The following is a 22,108-nucleotide window of genomic DNA, read 5'->3' on the forward strand; positions in this document are numbered from 1 at the left end:
TCAGAGTTTGCAGCACGGTGGCGGAATGGAAAATGTGAAGATAAACAAACCGACATTACTAACTAACGGTTGTATCTAATACTGGGGGCAGGTCACTGCTCGTCGTTAAAAAAACCCTGATACAGAAAAGTATCAGGGCTAAATTGGCTTCTCGTTTTTATGTATACTGGATCGGTACCAGTTTTAAATAGTCTAGTAGTTATACGGGGGGGTGTATTAGCATTAAATAATACGAGTTTTTACATCGTAAAAGACGGAGACAACAATTTAATACATCGCATAACTGCACGTGACACCCCTGCGATCCAAGTACGGCAGTGACCCTACCCCAAAATCCTGTTCCATTCAGAAACAGAATTCCGGCATGATAAACACTACACTTTTGTTTTGGACTGACGCCGGCAGTGGAACCGTTGGCGTTAATGTGATTGAATCGCCTTTAGGAGTGATTCAGAATGCAAAGCGTATGGCGGATTTCCGTCTCAACATCCGTGAAGATGAGGTTGTGTCGAAAATTTATATCATATTGGATGAGTAATTTTGTGACTGTGTTGACCTCTTGCAAGAAGTTAACACAGTCACAATTGTGTCAACGGTGCAAACGACCTAATGCATTAATAGCGGCGATCTTAATATCCTCATTAGGATCTGAAGTAAGACACAAGAGTTTTTCAAGAACACGTGAATATTCACTTCGCCCTTCGCTGAGTGCAAATATTGCTGCAGTTCTCACCTCGGTTCTAGAATCATCAGTTAGTGCCAATAGGGCATTTACTACTGGAACAGACATTTCCATGATAAGTCCTTTAAAAAACGCTTCATGAGATATGCTTAAAGAGGCATCTCCCAGCTCTGGGCAGGAATACCGTTACATGTTGCCATTGTAACTCGATTATTCAGTCCTGCAGCTGTCAGGCATTTGCGTGATGCAACATTGCGAACCTCCGTTGTCTTAACACCTTCAAGCGCTAACCATTGTTGATTTTTATTCTGATAATCACACGTTGTTACTCCAGGATTATCGTTCCCATTATCAGTTAAGCATTGACCACTTTGTAATGTAATATAGTGAACCGTAGTCTCTACCGCTTTAGCTCTTGCCTTTGTGTCACAAGGTAGTAGTGCAGGATGGCCTTGAGCATTCTCGGCCAAACAATTTCTCCCATTAGCTATAGATAACGAAGCAAATGTTGTCTTGCTGGTAACTGTTATAACCTTAGACTCTTGTATATCGTCTTTCGAAACAGCAGCGACCGAAAATGATGATGCCATAATAATGAGCAATAGTGATAAACGTTTTTTCATAACTATCTCCTTGTTAATTTGTAACCATATTAAATATATAGATTATCATTATTGCTCAATCGGCAACCAGTTACAAGAAAGAAATTTTTCGGAATTACAAAACAAAACCAACTTAACAAAACCATGTAATTTTATGTAATTTCTTTTCCAAGCCAATTAATTATCAGGGGTTATGGTTAGGGATTTGTAACGTTCCTCATTAACTTTCTAGCATTAATTATATGGCTGCTTGGTATTTTCGCTTTTGACATGGAAATCTAAAAAGCGCGATTCGATTGATTGGTATCCTAAAGATGAAATCATTTTTGCATAAACCTAAATTTCAGAAAGAACTTCCTCTAGGTAGACTAGTAACTATCACTCTTTTCCAGTTGATGACGACTTAATGCGACAGAGCCCGTTATACTTCGAAAAACTCAACTTTACCGCCAGCAAGGTGATACATGCTGCCAACGATTTTAATTTTCTTCTGGTCTTCCAGCTGTTTCAGTACTGGGCTGTTTTTTCGGATATTATCAATGGTCAGTTCTACATTTTTCCGAGCCACTGCATCGACGAAATCGTAATTGCTCCCTTTACGTTCCCCGCTGTACTCCGTTTTTTCAATAGCCGGTTTAATTTCATCCAGCAGACCCGTCAGGTTACCCAGCTCAGCATTATCAATAGCGCCACGAACGGCACCACAGCGGGTATGCCCCATGACCAATACCACTTTCGCGCCAGCAAGAGCACAAGCAAATTCCATGCTGCCCAGCATATCGCGGTTACTGATATTACCCGCAACGCGGGAATTGAACGTTTCGCCCATCCCGACATCCAGCACAATTTCCGCCGGTGCACGTGAATCAATACAGCTAAGGATCACCGCTGCAGGATATTGACCTGCAATACTGTTGCGCTTCTGCGCCAGATAATCGTGTTTCGCCGGGCGATTTTCCCGGAAGCGCAGATTGCCCTGTTGAAAATGTTCAATTACAGCCTGAGGCGTCAAGCCATCACGTTCTTCTTTGCTCAGTGATGCAGCAAAAGAGATGGATGGCACGGATAAGGCTGCCAGCCCGGTGACCGAAAGGGCGGAAACAGCGAGTGTTTGCTTCAGTATTGTCCGGCGTGAAAGTTGGGCTGATTGGTTTTGTTCCATGGTGTGCTCCTGATTGTTGAATCAGTTCGGTTTAAAGTGATGATACATCGCAAAAAGTGAATGAATGCAAAACCAAATGAAACCTATCGGTATTCACGAACGAGCCCCCTAAGTACTCTCTGGCTGCACCAGGACAATATCGAATTTCGCAGAGTAGCCTGAGACGCTTACCCGTTTCCCCCCTCTAAAAACCGTGCACATGCACTTTTCAATGCACACGACTCAAGCCTTACCAAGGCCAAAAGATGCCTCGGTAACCTAACGTGTTATTATTACTAGATATACTCTTCCTTATGTTTCAAACAAAACCTCCTTCCCCCGCGCGCGGCGCTCAAAGTACTGCCGATATGTCGGACCATAAGCACTCGCACTAGCTATGATCTTGATGTGGCGGACTATAGGTTTACTCACATCGAGTACAGGTCGAGATGCCCCTGTTACCCCATCACGTCCCTGAACGTCGAGAAAAATACCCACTGATGTAAACCCTGCCAACGGAAGTACTGCTTCTGCTTCCATCGTGCGGATTTATTTTGGTGTCTTCGATTTATCCAGGTGAGCAGAGTCTGAAACACCTGATAGTCAACATAGGCAACGATCTTTTTCGACACAACATGACGGTAATAATTGGCCCAGTCCCTCAACTTTCTCTATGCTACTGGATTGGTTTTGATCAGCTCTCATATGTGCCTCAGCACACGTTTTGCTGCGGATTTAGCTGGTGTTACCAGCAACGTGCCACTGCATTTCCGTACGTTGAAGCCGAGAAAGTCAAAGTCATCGCCAATATGAGTGATCCGAGTTTTCTCTTCCGAGAGCTCCAGCCCCCCTGAGAAAGGCCATCAATGCAGGTTTCACCTGTTCTTCCGGAACATCTTTCGAGCATCCGGAAGTGACAAAATCATCGTCGTATTTGACGATGTAGACTTGCTGGCGGTGTGCTGCTTGCTGCAGCCACACTTTCAAGCCCGTCCAGTGCCATATTCGTCAAAACGGATGATGCAATACCGCCTCAGTGGGGTAGATCTTGCCATCCTCCATATAACCTGCTGCCAGCCATTTTCTGAGAGCTGATTTGTCCATAGGCACATGTTCGCGAAACCATGCGTGGCTGATTTGATCAAAACAGGCTTTTATATCCCCTTAAAGGATCCACCGGGCCGTATTACGCTGAGCCAATATATTGAAGCATTGTGCAATGGCGTCCGCAGCGGGCCTAAAGCCATAGGCATTCGGATCCAGAGCCAGCAAGTGAAGCACTTGCTCGGCACGACCTGCCATGACGAGAATACTGAGCGGACGACGTTTGCCATTTTTGGGGATATAAATGCGCCTCAGCGGCTGGACTCGATACCATCGACACTGTAGTGACCGCGTGCCGTTGAGCTTCTACGCAGGTATTCTTCAGATCTGGTCATCCGCACAAGGTGTGTTACGAGCGGTATTACTCATTACGCGTTGCACAGCCAGCAATTTGGTCGAATACGCGTGGCCAGGAGCCATTGCCCGGCTTTCACCTTGCCTAGCGCCTTTCCCGGGTTGCCTTCGTGATACGCATTAATCGAGTAATCACATTAAATACTCACCTATTGTTAATAATATCATTCATTATAGTAACAACCGAAGCTGCGGGCAAAGCAAAACCAATACCATCGACTCTATGTAAGTCATTTCCATCTTCAAAGTTCATTGTATTTAACCCAACCATTTCCCCTTTAGAATTAATCAATGGACCACCAGAGTTTCCCTTATGGATAGCGGCATCCGATTGAATGAAGCTTTGACTTTCAATAATCCCTATCCCTTCCCGACCTACTGCGCTTACAATTCCCTGAGTTGCAGTTCCAACAAGATTATAAGGATTTCCAATAGCAATAACCACATCACCGACAGATATTTTCTTGGAAATAGTCATAGGGTTTAACATAACCCTATCATCACTAATACCAAAAACAGCCAAGTCTGAATTTTCATCATAAGATATAACATCTGGTTTGATGACAACTCCATCACTCATTACAAATTTAATAGTGGAGAGTCCCTTTACCACATGATAATTAGTAACAACATGACCGTGCTTATCCATGATTACTCCTGCACCCAACGGGCAACCATAAGATTCTTTATCATTGTCACAATCATCAGTATATATATATACCACTGAGGGAATGGCCTTTTTTATAGCCTTTTTAAAACTTACATTATTATCCGATACATCGTACAAGAACGTACTCCATAATGCTGAAGGGATGCCAACCAAAAAACCACATAAAAGAAACGTAACATCCCTTATTGTGATGCTTTTTATATCCATACTTTCACTCCATGAAATTCATGATTATCAAATGAAAAACGTATGAAAACCACTATCAAAATATATTGATTAATAACAAAGAAAACCCGAGCATAACCATAAGGTTGAAAAACTCAAGATTCATATTTTTTCTGTAGTTTCAAGCATGTAACCAAATCAGGAAAACCGCAAATGAAATTACATATAATTACGTAGTGTTATAATGTTACATGTTAAAGTCCGACTACTTCGGCTTTTTGGCCAACCATAAACGGAGGATGCTGTTTCCTCCTGTGTATTAAGGCGCTGCAAAGCCGATGAGACCAGAATTTTCGGCACTAATGATACGAGAGAAAGCGCAACTTCCGGGGAGTGCGGTGCTATGAAAGTGCTCCTGGGCACCGGCCCGTATCAGTACATCCTATGCAAAGGGCAGCTGCGTTTTACCGGCACCATGGCGGGTGAGCACGCCACAAAAATGTTCTCAGACAAGTTGCATCGGATGGCTAAAACGATGGCTTCAAACACCGACTCGGGATAAATTTGTCCGAAAAATGGTTTTAGCTCAAAAATCAAGCAAAATTGGCATTTTTTATCATTACTGTAAGTATCCCGCTTAACCGAACCATTCGCTTTTAGAGATCTTCCGACATACTGACTGATTATGTCCTTCTGAGGAGATCGCCATGCGTAAAGCCCGATTCACTGAGCACCAGATCATCACCGTTCTGAAGTCTGTTGAAGCCGGACGAACCGTCAAAGACGTCTGCCACGAAGCGGGTATTTTTGAGGCTTCCTATTACAACTGGAAAGCAAAGTACGGCGGTATGGATGCCTCTGATATCAAAAAGATGAAAGATCTTGAGGACGAGAACCGACGACTCAAACAGATGTTTGCCGATCTCAGTCTGGAAAATCGTGCGTTAAAAGATGTCATCGAAAAAAATCTTTAAAACCAGCGACAAAGCGTGAGCTCGTCGGTTATCTGAACGTGCAATTTGCGATGAGTATCCGCCAGGCACGCAGGACGTTATCGCTGAGCAGGACGGTATATTTTTACCAGCCTGATCCCGGCGTGATGAACCGGTGATCCAGGCGCTGACTGAGCTGGCAGAGCGCTATCCACGATACGGTTTTAAGAAGCTTTTTCAGGTTCTTCGCAGGCAGGGCAACACCTGGAACCATAAGCGTGTGCACCGGATTTACTGTCTGTTGAAACTGAATTTTCGTCGCAAGGGAAAGCAGTGTCTGCCGGTGCGCATTCCAGCGCCTCTGGCGACGCCAGAAGGCCTTAATCAGAGCTGGTCCATCGATTTTATGCACGATGCACTGGTGTGTGGCAGACGCTTCCGGACCTTCAATGTGGTGGATGATTTTAACCGTGAAGCGCTGGCAATAGAAATTGACCTGAATATCCCGGCACAGCGCACGATCCGGGTGCTGGACAGAGTAATGGCAAACCGCGGTTATCCGCTGAAAATGAGGATGGATAACGGCCCGGAGCTGATCTCACTGGCGCTGGCACAGTGGGCCGAAGAGCATGGCGTGATGCTAGAATTTATCAAACGAGGCAAGCCCACGCAAAATGCTTTTATCGAACGTTTTAACCGGACATACCGGACAGAAATTCTGGATTTTTATCTGTTCAGAACCCTGAATGAAGCACGGGAAATTACAGAGCGCTGGCTGATGGAATATAACAGCCAGCGACCTCATGAATCCCTGAATATCCTGACGCAGGAAGAATACCGGCTGATGTCTGAAAACGCGGAATACTCAAAAAGTGCGTGGAACTAAAACGGGTGTGCTTACACAACGGGGTTGGCCCCACGTCAATACAGCACCGGTGGTCGAATAACTCTGCGGGTATCAGCAAACGAGGCAACAAAAAGATCCGAACATTACTGGTCCAGTGCGCCAGAATGTTCATACAAAAGCTGGAACACCAGATCGGTAAACTGGCTGACCAGAGTAGTCTGGGCGCTTACGACGCGACAACAGACGTTCGCGTCGTAAGTTTCTGCAGTAATAAATAGTTTAAACAATCATTTATCTGTTTTTTCGAATATTGATGACACAAACGGCCGAGCAGCCTCTTGAAGAGCCTGTATATCGGAATGGCTCATTTGAAGCCGTGTAATTTTTCTGAGGTTCAACAGGCGCTGAACTCATCGTGGCGCGATCCAGATGTCGGATAGATTTAAGTGAGCCAATGATATCGTCGAAAATCAGTGTTGCAAAAACGGGAGTCACCATAGATTTCGATATCAAAACTGCCTCCAGATCCGCCAATCATCTAAAAATTCGATTTATTCAACAAAGCCATTCCTTCGTTGTTTTTATCAAACGCGAGTAAACTGATGTCTAATTCTCCGAGGTGACCGATTGTCACCCCTGATGTTTGCAGGTTCACAACCACAGGGCTAACTGTATCATTGCGATAGTAACTGGAGTGCAACAATTTATAATCTACATCTTTACCATGATCTGTAATAATTTCCTCCCCAAATTTTCCTGTGTATTTTACTTTGCTAACCTTTAAAAATTTTTTGCTACCAAAGTCCTCAATGTCAATTGTTATATCTAAATAACTTTCATCTAATACCATTCTCATACACACAGCAGCTTCAGTTGTTTTCATTCCAGAACCAATAATTAAAGTTACAGAACTCCCTCCTAAAATTGGAGTGTTCTCCATTATTGATGACGTACAATTCCATGTTCTGACTACAAATAAATTATATCGTGATAAATTTGTAATATTACAAGTAAGAGAGAAATCTTGACCTGATGACTTTCTAATGCTGGAATATAAACCGTGTCCAGAGGATGCAATGGCAACCATTCCATTTATTACTCCAAGTGCATTTCGTTCATATTTTACAGTATTTATTTTTCTATAATCATAGAGGAATTTCTTTGCTGCATTAACACCATAAATTTCAGAGTCATCATCTATTGACAAGTTCCCTTCAGAATATGAAGCTCTTTTGCCACATGGTGTAAACTGAATGCAAAAACATCCTTGCTGGTCTTTTTTTACAGGCCTTCCTTCGAAGAAGGATAATCCGAATGATGGTTCTGGCGTTTTATCTTCTCCTAAACAAGAAAAGAATGTCATTACCCCCATGTCTGCTCCCCAATCTTGTTCATAAATTGGTTCGTATTGGGTGTCATTTATTTTTAGCAAGTGAAGTCTATTATGCTTATAGTTCTCGCCATAAAAAACTCTTAACTCGATAGAACACACGTTCTGATCAGTAAAACCAGATACTCCTTCTATAATATTCGGGTCTGTCGATGAAGCAAGAAATTTAAATATTAATTCTCCATTTCCTGGCCCATCAATGTCAAGATTTATATCGAAATACTCATTCCTACTGATTATTCGACAGGCGTTTGTATAAAAGTGGCCCGCTGAAGAGTCAATAACTTGAAGAGAAATTGGGGAGATGGCAATAAGTGCATCATTTTTTATTCTAATTTTCATCTTACGTACGGAAGACCCCCTATTAAAACCTTCTGCAAATAAAGATTCAGCCCCCAATATTGTCGCAACTGCACTTAGCACGTTTTCAGTTTTACTACGTTGTACTTCACTGTCTTTTTCTATGTACTTATATCCAGCATCAATTTCGTATGCTGCGTCATAATCCTTATATGATTTTACTTGCATTTTTTTCTCCTTGCTTGAGGTTTTGTTAGCTTAATTATTTTTTAATATTACCTAAAGAGTAGACACTGTCGATAGTCACGAAAAAGTCATCGAACATTCAATCGAAAAGTATATTATCAACGAGTGGTCATCATTAGAATATATCTAACGATATCATTCGCACAAAATCGATTTCTTATCACCAAGGTAGCTTTCATAGTTTAACTCTGTTTTCTGTGAAATATCACTTTCCAGTACCAATGCGCATGAACTTAAAATAAAAGAAAAAAACAAAATAAATATTTTCATTATGACCCCACGTCACTAATTGGATTTATCTAACGATAACATGAAAATGTTTTTTTATTATTCATATAAATATAACGAGATGTTAAATTTATGTAAAACCGCTTGTTTAATAAGGATAACTCCCATGCTGAATATATCATTTATGTGATACGACAAATTATTTTCATACGAGTATAAAGTTAAGTTGCTTTCGCAACTGCATGTCGGCAGATTGGGATAGGAGAGCATGGAGAAGTATGGGGCAATCGTGAGTTATGCGGCCACCGCAGATACCTTCCAGCCACTCTGATAGTCCATAGTGAAACCGGGATACCAGCAGGCAAATTTACGTTATTCAGGGCGGCTGTACGGGCCTGTAACAAATAATGCGCGCCTTTTCTGCTCCACTGCATCTGCTCTTAGCCTGCACTCCCTGGGCAGACGGGTTGTCATTTCATGGACGCTCAGTGGGTTTCTGTATATTTCAATGAAAGATGGGTGTGATCGCCAGCCCAGTCACTGAGCAGACTGACGGTTTTTGACGCGTTATCCTCGTAACGGCATCAGTACACCCGGGACAGGAATAACGCCAAGTAGTGTCCGGTAATGTATTCGCGCAGCTAGGCAGTGAGGGCGTTGGATATGGTTGTGAGTATATTCGTTAGCCCGTTACTGAACCACCGACTCCTGGACGGTGTTCAGCAACTGCTTCGATCCTGAAATTGATAAACCGATATCGTTCCTAGCATCGTTTGACTTAGGTAATGTCATCAGTTCTTCCGTTCGACTCATGCCTGATTCATCGGTTATGACTATCTGGAACGTGAGTTACATCGTAGCCTCCTGCGATGGTGAGTGGTTATCTCCCTACTACCGGGTATTCATCTAATTTCGAAGTTTATAGTATGTGGGAAACGCCGTAAGCGTACAGCGAGGGCCGTCTGGTCATAATCTGATTCATCCGACAAAGTGGTGTCCACCAAAATAAGTAGTGGGAACCAAAGTGTCAGATATGCAGAACAGTATGACTCCCGGCAGGCGTAAGGGCTGCCCTAATTATTCTCCTGAGTTTAAGCAGCAGCTCGTTGCCGCCTCCTGCGAACCCGGTATATCCATCTCAAAACTGGCGCTCAAAAATGGCATTAACGCCAATCTGCTCTTTAAATGGCGCCAGCAGTGGCGCGAGGGAAAGCTGTTATTACCTTCCTCAGAGAGTCCTCAGCTACTTCCTGTGATTCTCGATGCCACCGCCGTACAGCCAGCTCCGCCCGCAGAGAACCCGGAGGTTCTCAGTATCAGCTGTGAGGTAACGTTTCGGCATGGGACGCTCCGCCTCAACGGCACTGTCAGCGAACAGCTTCTGACTCTGTTGATACAGGAACTGAAGCGATGATCCCGTTGCCTTCCGGGACCAAAATCTGGCTGGTTGCCGGCATCACTGATATGAGAAATGGCTTCAACGGCCTGGCCGCGAAGGTACAGACGGCGCTGAAAGACGATCCGATGTCAGGCCATGTCTTCATCTTCCGGGGGCGCAGCGGCAGCCAGGTAAAACTGCTGTGGTCCACTGGCGACGGACTGTACCTGCTGACCAAACGGCTGGAGCGAGGCCGCTTCGCTTGGCCATCGGCCCGTGACGGTAAAGTGTTCCTCACACCGGCACAGCTGGTGATGCTCCTCGAGGGCATAGACTGGAGGCAGCCTAAAAGGCTGCTGACATCCCTGACCATGCTGTAGGCCTCTTTATTCTGGTTTCCGCAGAATAAGCATGATAAAACAATATCTTATGAACAGCACCTCTTTTGACGACATACTTCTGCTGAAACAGCGCTTGGCCGAACAGGAAGCGCTGAACCTTGCTCTGCTCGAAAAGCTGGCCGACCGTGAACGCGAAATAGGCCACCTGCAGGCGCAGCTGGATAAACTCCGTCGGATGAACTTCGGCAGTCGTTCCGAAAAGGTCTCCCGCCGCATCGCACAGATGGAAGCTGACCTGAACCGGCTGCAGACAGAAAGCGATATGCTGACCGGTCGGATGGATGACCCGGCAGTGCAACGCCCGCGGCGCCAGACCCGTACACGCAAACCTTTCCCTGAATCACTTCCCCGTGACGAAAAACGGCTGCTGCCGGCCGAGTCGTGCTGCTCGGACTGCGGCGGTTCGCTGAGCTACCTGGGTGAAGATACCGCCGAACAGCTGGAGCTGATGCGCAGCGCCTTCCGGGTTATCCGGACCGTGCGGGAAAAACACGCCTGCACAAAATGCGATGCTATCGTGCAGGCCCCCGCTCCTTCACGCCCCATCGAGGGGGTATCGCAGGACCGGGGCTGCTGGCCCGCGTGCTGGGTTCAAAGTATGCAGAGCATACCCCGCTGTACCGCCAGTCAGAAATATACAGCCGCCAAGGTGTGGAACTGAGCCGTTCACTGTTGTCAGGCTGGGTGGATGCATGCTGCCGGCTGCTGTACCCGCTGGAAGAGGCACTTCAGGACTATGTGCTGACTGACGGCAAACTCCATGCTGATGATACCCCAGTACAAGTGCTGCTGCCGGGCAATAAGAAGACGAAGACCGGGCGGTTGTGGACGTATGTTCGTGATGACCGCAACGCCGGGTCAGCGCTGGCACCGGCTGTATGGTTCGCTTATAGCACGGACAGAAAAGGCATCCATCCGCAGACCCATCTTGCGGGGTTCAGTGGTGTGCTGCAGGCGGATGCGTACGCTGGGTTCAACGAGCTGTACCGCGATGACCGGATAACGGAAGCCGCTTGCTGGGCTCACGCCCGCCGTAAAATCCACGACGTGCACGTCCGCACGCCGTCGGCGCTGACGGATGAAGCCTTGAAACGTATTGGCGGGTTGTATGCCATCGAGGCGGAAATAAGGGGAATACCAGCGGAGCAGCGCCTTGCCGAACGTCAGCGGAAAACGAAACCGCTGCTGAAATCTCTGGAAAGCTGGCTACGTGAAAAGATGAAAACGCTGTCGCGACACTCGGAACTGGCGAAGGCGTTCGCGTACGCCACTGAACCAGTGGCCGGCACTGACGTACTATGCAGACAATGGCTGGGCCGAAGCCGATAACAACATCGCTGAAAATGCGCTGCGGATGGTCAGTCTGGGGAGAAAAAACTGGTTGTTCTTCGGCTCAGACCACGGGGGAGAGCGTGGTGCGTTGCTGTACAGCCTGATCGGGACATGCAAACTGAACGGCGTGGATCCAGAAAGCTACCTCCGTCATGTGCTTGACGTCATAGCTGACTGGCCAGCCAATCGGGTCAGCGAACTACTACCTTGGCGCATAGTTGCCAACTGAGTAAGACATCCCCGTCAATACGGCTCTCGCTGTACGCTTACCCAAAGCCTGCAGCAGCTGTGGCCTCAAAGCCACCGAGCAGTGGATTGCCGAACAGCAGCACATCCTGCCCGACTGCGACTGGCAACACGTCACTTTCACCATGCCACATCTGCTGTGGCCGTTCTTCAACAACAACTGGCCGCTGCTCAACGACCTGTTTCGCTGCGCCACCCGCGCCATGCTCCGCTGGGCACACCAACAGGGAATCGAAGTCGGTATCTTCTGTGCGCTCCATACCTACGGCCGGCAGCTCAATCAGCATCCGCATATCCACGTCTCCGTCACTCGCGCCGGCCTCGACGTCAAACACCATGTCTGGCGGCAGCTGTTCTTTAAAAAGGAAAGAGGTCGAAGCCATCTGGCGCAATGCCGTCATTTACCTGCTGCGCGACAACTATGTCCGCATAAATCCCGGCGGTCTGCCAGGCCTTGGCCATATCCGCAACGAAGACCGGTGGCATCGCTACCTGCATGCGCAATATCGCCGCGCCTGGAAAGTCCACTTCGCCAAAAAGACCCGCGGCGCCTGGCGCAGCGTGAAATACCTCGGACGCTACCTGAAGCGCCTGCCGGTGGCGGCTTCTCAGCTGCGCCACTACCGCGGCGGGGCCGTGGTGCATCAGTATTACGATCACCGCACGCAGCAGCACAAACGCCAGAAAATCAGCCAGGAGGAGATGCTGGGTCGTTATGTCAGCCATATCCCGGCACGACACTTTAAAATGGTGCGGAACTACGGCTTCCTGGCCAACCGCAAATGGTGCACGCTGCTGCCGAAGGTCTACGGCGCGCTGGAGATGACGGTAAGGGAAAAACCAAAACGTCCCGGTTTCGCAGTGCTGATGAAGAGCTTCCTGGGCACCGATCCGTGCCAGTGCATCCTGTGCAAGGGCCGACTGCGTTTTGCCGGTGCCCTGGCGGGTGAGCACGCCACAAAACTGCTGTCAGACAGGCTGCATCGGATGGCAAAAAAACGATGGCTTCAGGCACCGGCTCTGGATAAGTGCGCCTGAAAAATGGATTTTAGATTAAAAACACAGCAAAAACGGCTTTTTACGCATTATTATGCGACAGGCCTCACCCAATAAGCCCCTTCCTCGCCACAGTTCATGGTTAGGAAACCCAAAAAGGGTCGATTCAGTTTCCTAACCATCAAGTTGCACGATATCCAGTGGCAGGCTAACGGCCATATTGCGTTGCGCCTCTGCGGCTACTTCTTCAGCGATCATGCAGGTTGTAACCGTCCATTACAACCAGATCGTACCGGATGGCATATTCAGCGATATCCAGCGCAGTTTTGAGATCGCCAACATCCAGCAACCAGACCAAGACGCGCATTAGTACGGTATCTTGTACGCCGGAGCCATTTTGCAGCACGCCAGCCACCCAAGGCATATACGTAGGCAACATCTTGCGTTTCATTTCTGCCTTGGTAAGGTGCGATTCAACGCGGTGCAGACGATCCAGATCCTGTTTCAGCTTGAATAACAGCAATTCATAGTGATTCAGGTGGCTCATGGTTGCCGCCTCACTTTGTGATGCTGATTGCTGGGCAGCAATAAACTGTTTGTGGCAGCGTGCTGGGCTGGTCATGTCGGTTATTTCCCTTCGACTAGCGTTTCAATAGGCGCTTTGGCGTTAGCTGGCATGTCTTCGATCTTTTCGATCATCGCGCAGCATTCGTAATCTTCAACGACATAAACTTCATTGACGGATTCGTAGTTCAATATGACAACTCAGGTTACCACCAAACGAATCGAAAAACCGATACTGGAAAAGATCTAAAACGGTGCTTAATATTAATTAACCACTTCACAGTCAGCCCTGAATTCAACATTCGTGGCGGTTTTGATTAAGGGATGTAATTGACTGTTATCTGTATAACGGTGTCATTGCATCGAGAAGCATCCAGAGCTGTCAGTTATTTATCTCTCAGAATTTTCACTGAAAATACCACCACCCTTGCCATCCTGTGCAGGAATGCCAAAATGAATAAATTCGCATTTCACATTATTTTCATAGTTTCAATAGTTGATTTTAGTATGGTTAGGCTAAAAATGACAATCTGCAACATCAATTGAATGGTTGGTTTCTAATAAAATTAAATATCCACTTAACGACATTTACTATTCCCCACAAAATCTAGACTTCATAAATAACTCGAACAAGATCTCATTGCTTTATTAAAAAACCAACCATAAATTGCAATATAAAATCTTAAATTTAATTAACTTCAATCACCTCAAATTTGGCGATAGAATCTATTTTCTTTACTAAAACTACATTTCCATCTGTAATGTCCTTAATTTCCACAGTCATATCTAATCCTTGTACTCCTGAGAAAGGAGATGTCCCAACTTGCTTCACTCCTCGCTCATAATGAGGAGCAGGACCATAAGTTGTTACAAATCCCTCTCGTTTTTCCGGATCAATTGTGTCTGTAATTGCCCCTAATTGAACAGAGTTAGCCACTGGTGGCTGAATGCTTTTATAAAAATATATACCGAATAAATCCGCATCAATCTTAGTATTGCCTGAAACATGCACCTTTTCAAATACAAAGTCTACTCTATAGGTTTTATTTGCAGGAACTTTTACAGAAAATGGGGCGACAGTCCATGTTTTTGATACTGTCACTTCCTTCACTTCTTCATGCGACATGGCATACTCCAATCCCAATTTATGAGTAACCCCTCCTGAAGCAAAAAGTATATTACAACTTAATATTGCAGTATATTCATAGTTAAAGGTCCATCCAGTAGTATTCTTTGTTGAAGTAGTACTAGACTCTACATATTGAAATCCTTGAACAGGTAGGTCCACCTCAACATTTAGTGAATTTTTCAATGTAGAACTACCCACGTCGATAAATTCTGAATGTGTCTTAATTGAGTTTTCAATTCCCTCACCGTTTAAAGTGTATTTTTTAACCTCATGAGAAACATAAACACTCCCTTGGTTTATGGGGCCGGCAGGACTTTCTGAGTTCTTAAGCATTTTATATAACTTATCGTCAAGAGAGTTAGCAGCTCTAGCTGAATTTGAAAACGTTACTAAATCCAAATCCGTAATGGGATTCATACATTTACCTCTCGCATTAAATATTAAGAATAAGTTTAAATACGTTATTTATTGAATTTACCTTAATCAGTTAAACACTGAAAAACAAACCCAACAATAAAATTATTGATCACCACTTAAAAAAAACAAAACATTTTTTTTAAATATCATGTTAATTTTTAATTAAACAATCTATTCTATATCGTATTTTTCAGTATTGCTTATTATTAAAATGAGATCGATATAAAATTATTAATCTTTATACTACAATGGCTTTGTCGATTGAACAGGGCAGCCTGACAGCCGCAAATTGAAAACCGCGCCATCTGCCAAACTCTGAGTTGTCATAAAGTGATTTGAATATGTATGATTTGGCTACATATTTTGCTCAGAGCCTTTCCCCATGATGACCCGTAAAAGTATCGATATCCTCCTGCTCTTCGTTGCCGCTGATAAGCTTTCACAGCGTGAATGGGACTGGATTAAGTTGATGAAGCCCATGGGCCCGCCTCCAGCAATGGTCGCCAGCGCCATACTGGAGCACCGCCTCGATACAGTAGCCTTCACCCGCCTGCAGGACGCCGGGGATTAATCTGCCACGTGGTTTCCGGTTTCAGTCCCCGCCCGCTCAAAAAACTGTTCACAGCCAACCAGTGCTGGACGTCTGCACTGCCCCACGACAGTAGACAAATTCTGTACTCACGACGAGGTCTGTTCAAAGTCATCCGGACTGACGCCGCCGAGGTGGCTGTAACGCAGGGCCCGGTTGTAGAACACTTCAATGTAATCGAAGATATCCGCCCGAGCCAGATCCCGGGTTTTGTATATTCTCTTCCTGATGCGTTCTTTTTTCAGTGAACTGAAGAACGATTCGGCCACCGCATTGACGCTTCTATGTCAAGGTCAGGCGGTTGGCATAGGCAAGATCCGATAAAATCAATGGATAGAGTTCACGGACGATGTAGCGTTTTAGGCATCTCAGGATCTCTTTGGTCGATAACCCTTCACTCGTTCGTCTGTCGACATAAATTCTTGTGCGCGGATCACTACGCATACGCACAAGCGCTATTGTCCACAGAGCATTGTTAGCTTCACGCGAGCCGCCGCGGTTTAATCTGTGCCTGACTGTTTTTCCTGATGATGCTGGTAACGGATTTACACCACAGAGCGATGCCAGGGCCGCTTCATTTTTTAAACGTTCGGGGTTATCACCTGCAACGGCCAGCAAAGTTGCAGCTGTCTGCGGTCCTACGCCAAACTGGTTACGAAGGTTACTAGCATATTTATGGGTCAGTTTATCCAGAGATTCGTCCAGTTCATTCAGTTCTTCAGTCAGGGCCATCCATCGTTTCGCAAGGCTTTGAAGCGTGCTGCACAGGGCTATACGCAGTGGAGAGGACTCCGGCACTTCGTAGTAAATGCAGGCGACTACGCATTCGTGCGGTTTCGATTTCCAGAGTTTGTCACGAACATCCTGCGGAGCACTCACCAGCAGTGCGCGAAGCTGGTTAATCGCCTGCGTGCGGGCTTTCACTGCACTACGTCGGGCAACGCTGATAATCCGGAGCGCTTCACACGCACCGGACTGCATTTTGGGTATAGCTTTGCTGCTCCCTGAAAGTACTGTCCGGGCTGCATTCTCTGCATCCAGTGGATCTGACTTCCCTTCAAGGCGACGTTTTGAGCGATCTGGCCGGTTAACTTCAACAACATAAACACCATTTTTAATGAGAAAACGTGTTAACGCAGCACCATAAGTTCCGGTTCCTTCAATGCCAGCTCGCTCAAGAACCCCAAAAGATTTAGCCCAATCAAACAGTTCCAGATAGCCAGTTTGAGTGGTCTGAATAATGCGGGTACCAAGCAGTTTACCTGCTTGACTGATAACAGCACCGACATGAACATCAAGGTGTGTATCGACACCCAGGATCACGCTTTCAGGAGATTGAAGGTCATTTTGCATGGTTTGCCCCCAGATGTTGGTAGCACAACCATCCCCATCGCAGGACAGGACACTCGGGATGCAGCACAAAGCTCCTATCAGGTCACAAACGCAGGGCCCGGCTATGCCCGGGAAATACCAGAATCGGACGACAGGTCAATACAAAGGCATTTGAGCCAATCCCAGCACGGGTCAGACCGATCCGGTATTTGAAAGTATATTAGAATGAGTATCCCAGCAGTTGCCACGCCGGTTTATACTGGGTGCCAGATTATTGGCCCGACAGAACCGTTGCCAGTCGTCGTTGCCGTACTGGCTGCCCTGGTCTGAGTGCACGATGACCTCGCTGTCCGGTTTACGTCGCCAGACCGCCATCATCAGCGCATCCAGTTCCAGTTCACGTGAGAGAGTGGGCTTCATCGACCAGCCCACCACGTTACGGGCGAAGAGGTCGATAACCACCGCCAGATACAACCAGCCCTGCCAGGTACAGAGTAGAGTAAGAGGCAGGGCGTAGTCGGACTATTCGATCCGTATCAGTGCATCCTGTGCAAGGGCCGACTGCGTTTTGCCGGCGCCATGGCGGGCGAATACGCCACAAAAATGCTCTCTGACAAGCTGCACCGGATGGCCAAAAAACGATGGCTTCAGACCCCGGCTTTGGATAAGTGCGCCTGAAAAAAGAGTTTTAGCGTAAAAACACGGCAAAACTGTCATTTATACCTATTACCACACAACAGGTCGCACCACATGGTGATTCTCATTGCCCCCGCGCATGGTTAGGAAACTCAAAAAGGGTCGATTGAGTTTCCTAACCATGAACGGCTCGGATTAAATAAAAAGGCCGTGGCGGTCGCTAATAAAAATGCGAGAATAATCTGGTCAATACTGAGAAAAGATACTGAATATCAGTCAGCTGGAAGTTAATATCCTGCCAATAAAGTTGCAGAGTATTGATAAATGGTGACAGGTTGCACCTGCACAATCGGAACCTGATTTTTATACTGGCCTTTGAGGCCGTCCAGTTGTTGAGGCGATTGTGTGCGGATTACCCATTTTGGCGCAGTATTTCCTGATGCCAGATAGATGTGAGCAACAACCTAAAACCAGATTCAGTGCTTGCAAAACGGAGGTAGTCCATAGATGTAAAACGTTGCATCGGAAATAGCACGCTTGTAGCAGAGTACACGGGCAGAAACCCCGACTTCAGCCTCGCGGAGGATACTGATGATCTGTTGGTCGGAAAAGCACTTCTTCATGGAGATGTCCTCATGAGGCTTATGAAGATATTACTAACATTGTGGTGTATTAATCAACGGAGAGCTGGTCATCTTACATCTTTAATTTAAAAAAGACTGCTGTGAACTTACTTCTCAGCAGTCTTTTAAATTTAGCATTCCTACTATAGGTTATAGATCTCGGCGGTTCTCAGCATAATAAAGCAAACCTACACCTGACAATGTTTCAGTCTCATACTTTGTTGACTCCACTACAATAGCGATCTGGTTGTCAGTAATAACTATACGACCACTATCCGTTGTGTTTACGCCTTTGTTAATTTCATTCTCTGATTGTAATAATGAATAGTCACTATCAAAGAAATTATAATACTCTCCGTAATTTGCAGTTTGCCAACAAACGGCAAAATGTCGTTGGCCATCAACAAGCTTAGGGCTTCTCATAATTATAGGATTATCACAAACCTGTGAAATTAGGTTTAATTTTGCTGCTCTAGTGGTGTTGTCAGCGAGGCCGAAATACGATAGCGTATCTCCATATACATCTGAACCTTGGACACCAGTAACATATACGATTTTAATCTTTTTATTAAAATCATCAAACGCCAAATCAAATTTTTTAATGCCTGTCACTTCATAATCAGCAACTGTTCTTATTAATGGCCTATTTGTCTCTAAATAATATTCATAAATCTTAACAATGTTAGGGGCAAATTTGTAGGCAACTAATACTTTATCACCCACACTAAATCGCGATATACTTAATGTGAGATTATTGTGAATATCAAGTGCTGAACTATAGTAACCAATATCGACAAGGCCAATAAATGAGCTTTGATAACTAGACTCACTGAGACTATCATCATTTTCAAGGTATATTGATTGTACTGATTTATCTGCAACAGAAATCCACGTGACAAAAAACTTATCGAGAACTTCGTTATAGACAACCCTAGGAGCGACATAATCACCATTAGATTGACTCAATTGCATTGAGGGTCCTTCAGCACGAGGAGCACCGTTCGCGGAACATGAGAATCGTCGAATATAAATACGATATGCCCCCCCTTGCGCATTACTGGACCACACAGCCACAAAATTGTCAGTATCTGTAACAGCAGCAAGATCTGCATCTTTCTGATTATTATCAGTTACATCAGGAATTAAAAGTGGTTGAGTTAGGGCACCATTAGCAGATATGACTCGTAAATAAACAGATTTGTTAACACCGGTACGTATCGATGAGTAGCTAGTAACAAGATGCCCCGATTTATCTGTATTGATAACGGTACAGTTATTATCATTTCCAGGCTGATCCAATAAAATATGCAGACCATTTGGGTAATTTGTATTCATACATCCTCCAGATACTGTTTCTGTTAGCTCTTGATTATAATTCCATGTATGACATGGTAATGATTCACATCCATCAGACTCTTGATAATCGCCAATCAGAGTCAGCTTTATCGGTGCATTACAAATGCCATCTCGAGTTGAAAATGTGGCGATGCCTATCCATTGTAAATTATTTACATCATAGTCAAATGAAAATTTCACCTCATCAATGTCAATACTTGTTTTTAATGATAAATTCATACATTTATCATTCCAGTTTTTTGCATGAACTTTAACTTCAGCAATATTATTCAAAACAGTTACAGATTCAACATCAATTTCAGTCTGAACATCTTTGAACTGAATATCTTGTTCAGTTACAGTTTTCTCTTCCTCCTGTGGCCGTGCTACTTTGACAATAATATTGTAAACTGCATTCCCATATTTCTTTACTAAAAAGTTAATAATTTCTGTGTTTTTATTTCCAGTTACTGAAAGTTCACCAGTAGCTCTTAGGCGAGGCACGTACTCGAAAAACAATATTTGACTATCATCTTCTGGAGATTCAATGTAATAGTAAATACTTGTTGTGTCGATATCTTCTGGCACGTCATAATCAATGATAGATTCAAACTTCAACTTACCATCATTGAAATAACATTCGCATTGCGGGACGGAAATGCTTCTAATACTCATGGCAATCACCTATAAGTTTTCAATAGTGTTATAATAAATATTAATGCCAGTATCTTTCGATGCTACGTTTGGATCTTGATAAGAAACAGTAACATCATATCCAGCTATAGCTAAGATATTTCCCGAGTTAATGGCACTAATTTTCTCTTCTGGTTTAACAATATTAAGATCTTTATCCATCTCAATAAAATGAACCGCACCCCCTTCCCACGATATGAAATATTTACCATTATTTTTAATGATATAAGGGCGTAAATAGTTACCAGATGTTTGATTAACTCTTATGCTATCAGAGCGCGATGACACTAAATTGTTCGAACCAAATATTTTTTGCTTGGCCACATAGATATTGTTATACGGCTCAAGCCCACTTTCAGAGTAAACGATTAATAATTGATTATTTTCAGCATCAATTAAAGCACGATGGAACCCAACGTTTTTATAAGATGAAATAAACAACTCATTTACTTTCAAAAATTGCCCTTCACTGTCCCACACTAACTCATATGTAATGATGGAACCTGTAATTGTCAAAAATTCGAAATAACATTTATTTCTTGATGTTAAAGTTAACGTTGTATTTGCTAATATACATTGATTATCATCAAAATAGTTATCGTGTAAAACATGATCAAGATGCATTTCATTCATTATTAAATCAAAATTATCTAAATCATACACCGAAATTATAGCTTTCCTTGATAACACATCAATTCTAGAAAGCAATAAACAATCATCATTAAATACCACACCAATAGGAAGTAAATTTTTACCATTACATTCCGATGAAGTCAAAATTAAATGTTTTGACATGAAAAAATCATCATCAAATTCTGCATAATGAATTTCCGAACCAAGGGTAATATGATTATCCTCACGCCACAATAATTTAACTCCCCTTCCACCCCTCACAACACTCAAATCATAAATCATAGATTTATCAGTGGAATACAGTAAAACCTCACTGCCAATTATTTCTTTCTTTGCATATACACCAGCTTCGCGGAGATTATCTTTGCAACGTACAAAAAAGAATGCTGGCACTCCGGAAATGTTTGAAATATCACTATTTCTTACAAGATCATAATCATTCATTGCACTTCCTCACCTATATTATTTATAACGAATTATTATGCTCTCAGAAATTCATAAAATAACAGAAAAGTAAGTTCTTCTGAGAGGCGTTTTCCTGGTGAAAAGAGTCCGACTTTAAATTATAGTATCTTTTTAATTTATTTCCATAAGCACTATCCACAAACAGAGTTAGGAAATAATTTATCAGAGAAATCAGCTTTCTCAAGGCCGCCAAAAATGACGGTAATGATTACAAACAATAACATCAGCTTCCCTCACTTCCCTATAAGAGGTGTATGAGGATTGAACCCGAGGATGTATGTAACCATACCTCTTGGATTAAATACATTCTTACAGACGAACACTGAAATAACAAATCACTTTCATAAAACACAAAAAATAAGACACTTCATTCCGACTTTAACCTAACCAGTTCAATTCAACGAGAAAATCGATCGTTGAAATTAATTAATTGGCATAATCTATCGAACTTCACAACAACACCAACATCATTGATCGCAAAACAAAAACAAACGCTATAATCCAACGGATTAATTATGCTGATGGGAAATCCTCCAAGGTCCAAGGTTTGGTAGGCCAAAGCGATATGCTCTTTTTCGATTCAATGAACCATGTAGTTATCGTGATTACAATCATCACGATAACTCTTTCTTGTTTCTAAAAGTGAAAAGTACAACAGGGGATAAATACCTATGGCAA

At 44.2% G+C, this 22,108-nt stretch carries 17 protein-coding genes and 8 pseudogenes; 9 read left to right on the plus strand and 16 right to left on the minus strand.

Annotated elements, in window-relative coordinates:
* Window positions 1-589 precede the first annotated feature (589 nt).
* The 5 genes from ACI2J2_RS24320 to ACI2J2_RS24340 form a co-directional block, all read right to left on the minus strand.
* Complete coding sequence (locus ACI2J2_RS24320; RefSeq protein WP_404761027.1) at window positions 590-796, minus strand: HEAT repeat domain-containing protein; 207 nt, start codon at window positions 794-796, stop codon at window positions 590-592.
* 35 nt (window positions 797-831) lie between these two features.
* Window positions 832-1,305 (minus strand): RICIN domain-containing protein, encoded by a 474-nt coding sequence (locus ACI2J2_RS24325; protein ID WP_404761028.1) that lies wholly within the window; start codon window positions 1,303-1,305, stop codon window positions 832-834.
* A 400-nt stretch (window positions 1,306-1,705) separates the two neighbouring features.
* The gene (locus tag ACI2J2_RS24330; protein WP_404761029.1) at window positions 1,706-2,446 is read right to left on the minus strand and encodes a carbonic anhydrase; all 741 of its coding nucleotides are present in this window, start codon (window positions 2,444-2,446) and stop codon (window positions 1,706-1,708) included.
* Window positions 2,447-2,883: 437 nt separating this feature from the next.
* Window positions 2,884-3,090: a group II intron maturase-specific domain-containing protein gene (locus ACI2J2_RS24335; protein WP_404761030.1), complete on the minus strand. Its 207-nt coding sequence runs from the start codon at window positions 3,088-3,090 to the stop codon at window positions 2,884-2,886.
* 938 nt (window positions 3,091-4,028) lie between these two features.
* Complete coding sequence (locus ACI2J2_RS24340) at window positions 4,029-4,760, minus strand: trypsin-like peptidase domain-containing protein (protein WP_404761031.1); 732 nt, start codon at window positions 4,758-4,760, stop codon at window positions 4,029-4,031.
* A 361-nt stretch (window positions 4,761-5,121) separates the two neighbouring features.
* On the opposite strand from ACI2J2_RS24340, the gene ACI2J2_RS24345 reads away from it, so the two are divergent.
* From ACI2J2_RS24345 to ACI2J2_RS24355, 3 genes and pseudogenes are all read left to right on the plus strand, one after another.
* Window positions 5,122-5,280 carry a hypothetical protein gene (locus ACI2J2_RS24345; RefSeq protein WP_404761032.1) on the plus strand — a complete coding sequence of 53 codons (159 nt, stop codon included), beginning with the start codon at window positions 5,122-5,124 and terminating at the stop codon, window positions 5,278-5,280.
* Window positions 5,281-5,425: 145 nt separating this feature from the next.
* Window positions 5,426-6,533: pseudogene (locus tag ACI2J2_RS24350) on the plus strand (transposase); the annotation flags it as partial.
* Window positions 6,534-6,545: 12 nt separating this feature from the next.
* Window positions 6,546-6,755, plus strand: a pseudogene (locus ACI2J2_RS24355) (transposase); the annotation flags it as partial.
* 280 nt (window positions 6,756-7,035) lie between these two features.
* On the opposite strand, the gene ACI2J2_RS24360 reads toward ACI2J2_RS24355, so the two are convergent.
* Both ACI2J2_RS24360 and ACI2J2_RS24365 read right to left on the minus strand, forming a co-directional pair.
* Window positions 7,036-8,415: a hypothetical protein gene (locus ACI2J2_RS24360; RefSeq protein ID WP_404761033.1), complete on the minus strand. Its 1,380-nt coding sequence runs from the start codon at window positions 8,413-8,415 to the stop codon at window positions 7,036-7,038.
* Between the two features lie 737 nt (window positions 8,416-9,152).
* A pseudogene (locus tag ACI2J2_RS24365) lies at window positions 9,153-9,474 on the minus strand (ISKra4 family transposase); the annotation flags it as partial.
* A gap of 220 nt (window positions 9,475-9,694) precedes the next feature.
* Here ACI2J2_RS24365 and tnpA point away from each other — a divergent pair.
* From tnpA to ACI2J2_RS24385, 4 genes and pseudogenes are all read left to right on the plus strand, one after another.
* Window positions 9,695-10,075, plus strand: coding sequence for an IS66-like element accessory protein TnpA (gene tnpA / locus ACI2J2_RS24370; protein WP_404761034.1), 381 nt, complete (start codon window positions 9,695-9,697; stop codon window positions 10,073-10,075).
* Window positions 10,072-10,419 carry an IS66 family insertion sequence element accessory protein TnpB gene (tnpB, locus tag ACI2J2_RS24375; protein ID WP_404761035.1) on the plus strand — a complete coding sequence of 116 codons (348 nt, stop codon included), beginning with the start codon at window positions 10,072-10,074 and terminating at the stop codon, window positions 10,417-10,419. Before tnpA ends, tnpB begins: the two co-directional genes overlap by 4 nt.
* 49 nt (window positions 10,420-10,468) lie before the next feature.
* Window positions 10,469-12,005, plus strand: a pseudogene (gene tnpC, locus ACI2J2_RS24380) (IS66 family transposase).
* Window positions 12,006-12,354: 349 nt separating this feature from the next.
* Window positions 12,355-13,056, plus strand: a complete 702-nt coding sequence (locus ACI2J2_RS24385; protein WP_404761036.1) for a transposase — start codon at window positions 12,355-12,357, stop codon at window positions 13,054-13,056.
* Window positions 13,057-13,261: 205 nt separating this feature from the next.
* Here ACI2J2_RS24385 and gpM read toward each other — a convergent pair whose 3' ends face one another.
* The 3 genes from gpM to ACI2J2_RS24400 all read right to left on the minus strand — a co-directional run bounded on the left by gpM (window position 13,262) and on the right by ACI2J2_RS24400 (window position 15,124).
* Complete coding sequence (gene gpM, locus ACI2J2_RS24390; protein WP_404761037.1) at window positions 13,262-13,636, minus strand: phage terminase small subunit; 375 nt, start codon at window positions 13,634-13,636, stop codon at window positions 13,262-13,264.
* Between the two features lie 5 nt (window positions 13,637-13,641).
* Complete coding sequence (locus tag ACI2J2_RS24395; protein WP_404761038.1) at window positions 13,642-13,770, minus strand: hypothetical protein; 129 nt, start codon at window positions 13,768-13,770, stop codon at window positions 13,642-13,644.
* A 496-nt stretch (window positions 13,771-14,266) separates the two neighbouring features.
* Entirely contained in the window at window positions 14,267-15,124 is an 858-nt protein-coding gene (locus ACI2J2_RS24400; RefSeq protein ID WP_404761039.1) for an ETX/MTX2 family pore-forming toxin, read from the minus strand.
* A gap of 382 nt (window positions 15,125-15,506) precedes the next feature.
* Here ACI2J2_RS24400 and ACI2J2_RS24405 point away from each other — a divergent pair, with 382 nt between their 5' ends.
* Entirely contained in the window at window positions 15,507-15,695 is a 189-nt protein-coding gene (locus tag ACI2J2_RS24405; protein ID WP_404761040.1) for a hypothetical protein, read from the plus strand.
* A 107-nt stretch (window positions 15,696-15,802) separates the two neighbouring features.
* Here the strand turns inward: ACI2J2_RS24405 and ACI2J2_RS24410 are convergent.
* The 3 genes and pseudogenes from ACI2J2_RS24410 to ACI2J2_RS24420 all read right to left on the minus strand — a co-directional run.
* Window positions 15,803-15,988, minus strand: a pseudogene (locus tag ACI2J2_RS24410) (IS3 family transposase); the annotation flags it as partial.
* Between the two features lie 7 nt (window positions 15,989-15,995).
* Window positions 15,996-17,066 (minus strand): IS110 family transposase, encoded by a 1,071-nt coding sequence (locus ACI2J2_RS24415; RefSeq protein ID WP_404761041.1) that lies wholly within the window; start codon window positions 17,064-17,066, stop codon window positions 15,996-15,998.
* Window positions 17,067-17,276: 210 nt separating this feature from the next.
* Window positions 17,277-17,549, minus strand: a pseudogene (locus ACI2J2_RS24420) (DDE-type integrase/transposase/recombinase); the annotation flags it as partial.
* A gap of 315 nt (window positions 17,550-17,864) precedes the next feature.
* On the opposite strand from ACI2J2_RS24420, the pseudogene ACI2J2_RS24425 reads away from it, so the two are divergent.
* A pseudogene (locus ACI2J2_RS24425) lies at window positions 17,865-17,972 on the plus strand (IS110 family transposase); the annotation flags it as partial.
* A gap of 212 nt (window positions 17,973-18,184) precedes the next feature.
* Here the strand turns inward: ACI2J2_RS24425 and ACI2J2_RS24430 are convergent.
* The 3 genes and pseudogenes from ACI2J2_RS24430 to ACI2J2_RS24440 form a co-directional block, all read right to left on the minus strand.
* Window positions 18,185-18,304, minus strand: a pseudogene (locus ACI2J2_RS24430) (IS3 family transposase); the annotation flags it as partial.
* Between the two features lie 150 nt (window positions 18,305-18,454).
* Window positions 18,455-20,314, minus strand: a complete 1,860-nt coding sequence (locus ACI2J2_RS24435; RefSeq protein WP_404761042.1) for a hypothetical protein — start codon at window positions 20,312-20,314, stop codon at window positions 18,455-18,457.
* 9 nt (window positions 20,315-20,323) lie between these two features.
* Entirely contained in the window at window positions 20,324-21,409 is a 1,086-nt protein-coding gene (locus ACI2J2_RS24440; protein WP_404761043.1) for a hypothetical protein, read from the minus strand.
* Between the last annotated feature and the right edge of the window lie 699 nt (window positions 21,410-22,108).

The sequence above is a fragment of the Serratia sp. NPDC087055 genome (assembly GCF_044900985.1).
In the GTDB taxonomy this organism is placed as follows: Bacteria; Pseudomonadota; Gammaproteobacteria; order Enterobacterales; family Enterobacteriaceae; genus Serratia.